This is a genomic window from Arthrobacter humicola, assembly GCF_039531445.1.
Taxonomy (GTDB): Bacteria; Actinomycetota; Actinomycetes; order Actinomycetales; family Micrococcaceae; genus Arthrobacter; species Arthrobacter humicola.
Window position 1 is genome coordinate 24,851 of record NZ_BAAAQB010000037.1, and the last position, 6,889, is coordinate 31,739.

At 66.3% G+C, this 6,889-nt stretch carries 7 protein-coding genes; 2 read left to right on the plus strand and 5 right to left on the minus strand.

The genetic code is table 11. The features are described 5' to 3' along the window. Positions 1 to 116 precede the first annotated feature (116 nt). Entirely contained in the window at positions 117 to 938 is an 822-nt protein-coding gene (locus tag ABD243_RS13190) for a hypothetical protein (RefSeq protein ID WP_344366491.1), read from the plus strand. A 192-nt stretch (positions 939 to 1,130) separates the two neighbouring features. On the opposite strand, the gene ccsB is transcribed toward ABD243_RS13190, so the two are convergent. The 5 genes from ccsB to ABD243_RS13215 are packed head-to-tail and all read right to left on the minus strand — an operon-like array spanning position 1,131 to position 6,075. Then, positions 1,131 to 2,243 (minus strand): c-type cytochrome biogenesis protein CcsB, encoded by a 1,113-nt coding sequence (ccsB, locus tag ABD243_RS13195; protein WP_344366494.1) that lies wholly within the window; start codon positions 2,241 to 2,243, stop codon positions 1,131 to 1,133. After that, on the minus strand, positions 2,243 to 4,018 hold the full coding sequence (gene resB / locus ABD243_RS13200) for a cytochrome c biogenesis protein ResB (protein ID WP_344366497.1): 1,776 nt from the start codon (positions 4,016 to 4,018) through the stop codon (positions 2,243 to 2,245). Before resB ends, ccsB begins: the two co-directional genes overlap by 1 nt. Beyond that, positions 4,018 to 4,773 carry a cytochrome c biogenesis CcdA family protein gene (locus ABD243_RS13205; RefSeq protein ID WP_344366500.1) on the minus strand — a complete coding sequence of 252 codons (756 nt, stop codon included), beginning with the start codon at positions 4,771 to 4,773 and terminating at the stop codon, positions 4,018 to 4,020. Before ABD243_RS13205 ends, resB begins: the two co-directional genes overlap by 1 nt. Positions 4,774 to 4,786: 13 nt before the next feature. Then, positions 4,787 to 5,407, minus strand: a complete 621-nt coding sequence (locus tag ABD243_RS13210; protein ID WP_344366502.1) for a TlpA family protein disulfide reductase — start codon at positions 5,405 to 5,407, stop codon at positions 4,787 to 4,789. Positions 5,408 to 5,409: 2 nt separating this feature from the next. Then, a complete protein-coding gene (locus tag ABD243_RS13215) occupies positions 5,410 to 6,075 on the minus strand; it encodes a histidine phosphatase family protein (RefSeq protein WP_344366504.1) in 666 nt (221 codons plus the stop codon). Positions 6,076 to 6,288: 213 nt separating this feature from the next. Here ABD243_RS13215 and ABD243_RS13220 point away from each other — a divergent pair, with 213 nt between their 5' ends. Further along, a complete protein-coding gene (locus ABD243_RS13220) occupies positions 6,289 to 6,837 on the plus strand; it encodes a YceI family protein (RefSeq protein ID WP_344366507.1) in 549 nt (182 codons plus the stop codon). Positions 6,838 to 6,889: the final 52 nt, after the last annotated feature.

Here is a 6,889-nt window from a genome sequence, read left to right on the forward strand (position 1 = left end):
TGGCCGAGGCCCGCACTGCCGGGCTGAGCCGACGACGGACCCGGGCCCAGGATCTCGCCAGCCCCTGTTACGGAGTGCGCGCCACCGCCGCCGCCCCGAATAGTTTGTTGGCACGTGTGCACGCCCTGACGGCGGTGACGGGCGCAGTCGTGAGCCATCTGTCTGCGGCCGTGCTGTGGGGCTTCCCCCTGCCGCGCGCCTTGGAGAACCTGACTGTCGTCCATCTGACGAGTCAACCGGGCCGGCGCGCTGTGCGGCGTAAGAATGTGGTGGGCCATCAGCAGTCACTCGAACCGGAAGAGATCGTGACCGGTGTCAGGGTGAGCTGTACATCCCCGTTGCGAACGTGGTTCGATCTCGCCGGCATACTGAATCTCGATGAATTGGTGATTGCCGGGGACTTCCTATTGCGGCGGAGAAATCCATTGACCACGATCGACAGGCTGGACGCATACCTCGCCGGGAAGCAAGGCAGGGCGGGCTACCGGCGCGCTATGCGTGCCCGCTCCCTGATACGCGCCGACACGGACTCCCCCAAAGAGACGGAACTCCGGCTACTTCTGATTCGGCACGGCCTGCCCGAACCCGGAGTCAACGTCCCCATGTTCGACGAGACCGGCGGTTGGATCCAGGACCCGGACCTCTCGTACGAGCAAGAAAAGGTAGCGATTCAGTTCGACGGCGGCCATCATGCCGCTCCGGCCCAGCGTCGCAGCGACATCTTCCGGGATGAGAACGCCAGGGATGCCGGGTGGCGCGTCGTCGTATTGACCCAATGGCACTTGACCCCGTTCGCCCCGGGGATGGAGCCGTCGGCGGTTACCCGAGTGCGTGCCGCGCTGACGGAGCGCGGCTGGACTCCCGTCCCGGTTCCACAGCAGGGGCGACGCCAGCGTGCTCGCCCCACACCGAACTCACTTGACACGAATGGCCGCTGAGCCTGGTGGTGTAGCGGCCATCTGTGGCGAATCGAGGGACTGCGGGGCCGACGCAGCCTAGTGCCGCCGCGCCATGCCGCGCTGCCCCAGCCGACCCGCACCGCACTCACTTGGCACGAATGGCCGCCAAACGCGGTAGCTTGGCGGCCATTCCTGGGGGATCGCGGAAGCGTTGCGGCTCTGGGGTGCGGTCTACAGCCCCGAGTAGGAGTGCAGGCCGTTGAAGAACTGGTTCACGATCGTGAAGTTGAAGACCACGCACAGGTAGCCGACGATCGACAGCCAGGCGGCGCGGGTTCCGGTCCAGCCACGGGTGGCGCGGGCGTGCAGGTAGCCGGCGTAAACCACCCAGATCACGAAGGTCCAGACTTCCTTCGTGTCCCAGCCCCAGAACCGGCCCCAGGCCTTCTCCGCCCAGATGGCGCCGAACATGAGCGTGAACGTCCAGCCGACGAACGCGATCGCGTTGATCCGGTAGGACAGGTTCTCCAGGCTCAGGGCGTTTGGCACGAGGCGCATGAATCCCAGCTTGTCGGCACCTCCCGCGGCGATGGTCTTCTGCCGGTGCGACTGCACGAGCTGCAGCGCGGACATGGCGAAGGTCAGGGTGAACAGGGCAGAGGACATCACCGCGATGGAGACGTGGATGATCAGCCAGTAGCTCTGCAGAGCGGGCACGAGGTGCCCCACGGGCGTCCAGAAGGCGATGGAGGCCGCAACGAGCATGATGATCGCCAGGCCGATCACGAACGTGCCCAGGAAGCGCAGGTCGCGGCGGATCAGGACCAGCAGGAAGACGGCAACGGCCACGAAGGCACCGGTGGTGAGGAATTCGTACATGTTGCCCCACGGCACCCGGCCCGCGCCGAGCGCACGGGTGATCACACCGGCAGCATGGATTGCGGCGCCCAGGACGGTCAGCGCGACAGCCACCCGCGCGGGGACCCGCCGCTCGCCGCCGTAGCGCATGCTGCCGTCGGCGGTGTAGCCGGCCCCTGCCGCGCCGCTACGGCCTGAGGAGGACGACGTCGGACGTTCGGCGCGGCCCACGGGTCCGCTGACATCCGAATCGGCGCGGTCAGCGTCGCCTCCGGCGGCCCCCGCACCGACGCCGACGGGGACGCGCGCGGCCTCGGCCGTCTGGCCGGAGAGTTCCGCCGCCTTGAGGTCCACCGCGCGCAGCATCTTGCTGCTCTTGGCCAGGTCCCAGGCGAAGGCGATGAAGGCCACTGTGTATGTGCCGGCGGCCAGCAGCATGAAGAGCTCGCTGTACTGGCCCATGGTTTCGTTGATCGAGAACAGCATTACTGATCCTTCTTCGACTCAGAGGAGCCGGCTGTTGACTGAATGAAGTCTTCTGCGGGGTGTTCAGGGGAGGCGTCCGTGCCGCCGGCACCGCTCTCGGCGGTATCTGCCCGGTCATTATCCGCCGTCCTGCTGGGAGCGGGCTGGGAACCGGGCGCGGTGTCCTCGCCCAGCAGCCATTCGCTGGACAGGAGTTTGCGGATGGCCGCGGCTTCCCCGGCCAGGCGGTGGTCCTCGCCGCGGGCCAGGAGACCGTATTCCACCATGGTGCGGCCGTCCTCGTGGGTGCCGGTCCGGACCCAGACGCGGCGGCGGTTCACGTAGAGCGAGGTGACCAGCCCGGCGACGGCCAGAAGCGCGAAGATCAGGGCGTAGAGCTGGCCGGGGTTGTGGTGGATGTCCACGCCGACGTAGCGCTTCACGCCGTCGAAGCTGATGGAGCCCTTGCCGTCCGGCAGCGTGTAGCTACTCCCGGGCGACAGGACGATGCCCTTGGTGGGCAGGTTCCGCGCATTGAGCGGCGTCAGCTTCTTGACGTCGAGTTCGAACACGTTCTGCGGGGCCCCCGCGTTCAGGCCGAGGTCGCCGAAGTACGAGTTCAGGGTCAGCTGCGGGTTGATGAGCTCCGGATCACCGCTGAAGGATACGCCCTTGTCGGTGATGAAGGCCGTCGGCAGGAAGAACCCGGCGAACGCGAGCTGCTCCGGCTTGGCGTCCGGGACTTTGATGACCACGGAAGAGTAGTAGTTCTCGCCCTGGAGTTTGGCGACCACGGGTCCCTGCATGGCGATGTTCCCGGCGGCGTCGCGGACGGTGACCACGGGGGCGTAGCCGTTGCCCGTGAGGTACACGCTGGTGCCGCCGAGGCTCAGGGGGTCGTTGACTTTGAGCAATTCCTTCTTGGCCGGCGCGTCCGGGTTTTCCTTCGTGGTCACTTCGGCTGTGAAATCGATGGGCTGTCCGAACTTGCCCTTGGATTCGCGGTCGAAGGTGATGTCGAACTTATCCAGCTGGACGGAATACGGCTGAAGCTGGCTGCTCTGGAAGTTCGTGCCGGGCGTGAACTGGTCATAGCCGACGAGGGTGTTGACGAAGGTGTCGCCCTCCACCAGGATCCGCTGCCCGCTGTAGCCGAAGAGGCCGCCGGCCGCCACCGAGACCAGCACCCCGATCAGCGCGGTGTGGAAGACGAGGTTGCCGACTTCCTTCAGGAAGCCGCGCTCGGCCCCGAGGGAGGGCCGCTCGCCATCGCGGTCCCGGACATCCACCCGGTATCCGCGCTTTTTCAGCAGCTCCGCGGCGTCGGAGATAGCCGCCGACGCCGGGATCCCGGCGTCGGCCGGAATCACCAGGGTGCCGTATTCGGGGAGGCGGGACAGCCGTGCCGGGGTGCGCGGAGGCTGGGAGCGCATCGCTTTGTAGTGCGCGATGGCTCGCGGGATCACGCAGCCGATCAGCGAGATGAACAGCAGGAGATAGATCGCGGAAAACCACGCCGAAGAGTAGACGTCGTAGAGCTGGACCGAGTCCAGGATCTTGCCGTAGTCCGGGTGGTCCTGGATGTACTGCGTGACAATCGACGGGTTGGCGGGCCGCTGCGGAAACAGCGAGCCGGGCACGGCGGCGACGGCCAGCAGCAGGAGCAGGAACAGGGCCGTGCGCATGCTGGTCAGCTGCGTCCACGCCCAGCGGAGCATGCCCAACGGACCCAGCGAGGGCATGACGGCCTCGGACTTGGGGGACTTCTTCTTCTTTACGTTCACGCGCTCGCTCATCAGATCGGCAATTTCACATCGGTTTGGAACCAGTACTGCAACCCGGAGACCCAGGTACCCCACACGCCGCTGGCCATCAGGACGCCGAGCAGGATCAGGATGCCGCCGCCGGTGCGCTGGATGGCGAGCCGGTGCTTGCGGAAGAAGGACATCACGCCGATGCCGCGGCGCACAGCCAGCGCGATCAGCAGGAACGGGATACCCAGCCCAAGGCTATACACGAAGGCCAGGAACGCCCCCTTCGCCGCGGACGAGCCGCCGGAGAGGCTGAGCAGCTGGACGGCGGAATAGGTGGGACCGATGCACGGGGCCCAGCCCAGCCCGAAGGTGATGCCGAGCAAGGGCGCACCCCATAGGCCGGCCGGGGGTTTGGCATGGATCTTGGCATCGCGCTGGAGCCAGCCGAAGCCGCCCATGAACACCACGCCCATGATGATCACCAGGATACCCAGCAACTGGGTGATCCACCTGTTCTGCGAGCCGGTGATGAGGCTGCCCAGCTGCCCGAACGCCCCGCCAAGCAGCACGAAGATCACGGAGAAGCCCAGGACGAAGAGCCCGATCCCGGCCAGCATGCGGCCGCGTCTTTGCTTCTGCAGGTCGACGCCGGTCAGCCCGGTGACGTAGCCGAGGTATCCGGGGACGAGCGGAAGGACGCAGGGAGAGAGGAAGGAGACAAATCCGGCCAGGAGGGCAACGGGAATGGCCAGCAGGAGCGATCCGTTCAGGATGGCTTCGGCGAAGGGGCTGTTCACGGTGTGGACCGCGCTACTCGGCCACGGCGGCGGCGATGAGGGATTTAAGGGTGCCCTGCTGGATTTCGCCGAGCACCCGGGACGCGACGCGGCCCTGCTTGTCCAGCACGAGGGTGGTGGGCACGGCGCCGGGCGGCACGAGACCGGAGACGGCAAGCAGCACGGCGCCGTCTTTGTCGTTGAAGCTTGGGTACGTCAGCTTGAAGGTCTGGTCGAACGCGTCGGCCGTGGGTTTCTCGTCGCGCAGGTTGACGCCGAAGAACTGCACGCCCTGGTTCTTGAATTCCTGGTGCAGCGACTCAAGGGTGGGCGCTTCGACCCGGCAGGGGGCGCACGCGGCGAACCAGAAGTTCAGCACGGTGACTTTGCCGGTGAAGTCTGCCGAGGTGACGGCGGTGCCGTCGAACAGCGTCCCCTTGAACTCCACGGGACTCTTGCGGTCCGCGACGGCGAATTCGGTCACGGATCCGTCGCCGGCCACGTAGTTCTTGTTGTCCCCGGCCTTGGCCTGCTTGGCGAGGGCATCGTCCTGGGCGCAGCCGGACAGCCCGAATACTGCGGCGAGGGCGGCCCCGCCGGCGGTCAGGACGTTGCGGCGGGACAGCGGAGCCCCGGCACGTCGGTTCTCTGCCATGGTCAGGCTCCCGGGGTGCTGGCGGCACCGGGCAAGAGGGCGGCAGCGGGCTCGCTGTAGTCAACCCGTACGAGCACGCCGGCGTCGTCGAACACCAGGGACGTCAGCGAGGTCAGCGTGCACTCGCGCTTCCGCGGATCATGCCACAGCGGGCGGCCCTCGGCGCTGAGCCGCGTGGCCCAGATGGGCAGCTGGTGGCTGACCAGGATGGCTTCGGCCCCGTCGCCGCCAAGCTCGATCGCCCGGACCCGTGCGTCCTGGACCGCCGCGATGACCCGCGCAGCCTGCTCCTTGTAGGGCTCACCCCACGACGGCCGGAGCGGGTTATACAGCTTGGTCCAGTGCTTGGGCCGGAGCAGCTCCGCCTTAGAGACGTGGAGACCCTCAAAGTAGTTGGCCGCTTCGATGATGCGGGCGTCGGTGGCGATCTCAAGGCCCAAGGCTGCGGCAATCGGCTGGGCCGTCTCCTGCGCGCGGGCCAGCGGAGACGCCGCCAGGTGGACGATCCGGGCCCCTTGCTCGGACCGCTCGCTGAAGTGTTCGGCCAGCGTGCGGGCCATCTCCCGGCCGAGTTCGGAGAGGTGGAATTCCGGCAGCCTGCCGTACAGGACACCATCGGGATTGTGGACCTCGCCGTGGCGGAGCAAATGAACAGTGGCTTGGGGCATGTCTACCAGTTTCTCAAAGATGACGGTCGATCTGAAATCTTCTACGGAAGGTAGAACTGACGAGTTTTGAAAAATGTTCCCTGGAGTTGGAATAAAAGATGCAAATGCATGTTTATACTGGGTGAAGCAGTTAGTTGAGATTTCAACCAATGAGGTTTCAAGTAACGATCAGACGAACCGCAGCAGGACCCACCCGACTCAAGGAGCATCACCATGGCACTTCCCGCAAACGTCACCACCGGCACCTGGACCCTCGACCCGTCGCACAGCGAGATCGGGTTCACCGTCCGCCACGCAGGCATCAGCAAGGTCCGCGGCCAGTTCACCGACGCCGCAGCCACGCTGGACCTCTCCGAGAACGTCACCGACTCCAAGGTGAGCGCCTCGATCAAGACCGCGAGCTTCGACTCCGGCGATGCCAACCGCGACGGCCACGTCCGCGGCGAGGACTTCTTCGACGTCGAGAAGTTCCCGGAGATCTCCTTCGTCTCCAACACGATCGTTCCCAAGGGCGACGCCTACGAACTCCAGGGCGAGCTCACCATCAAGGGCATCACCCGCCCGGTGGCCCTCGAGACCGAGTTCAACGGCGTGGCCGTCGATCCGTTCGGCAACACCCGCGCCGGACTCACCGCCGAAACCACCATCAGCCGGAAGGACTTCGGCCTGACCTGGAACGCAGTCCTCGAAGCCGGCGGCGTGCTGGTCAGCGACAAGGTTGCCATCAACCTGGAACTGGCCTTCATCGCTCCCGCGGCATAGCCACTACTCTCCCCGCTGGCCGCCCGACTCTGGGTGGCCGGTTCCGGCGCCC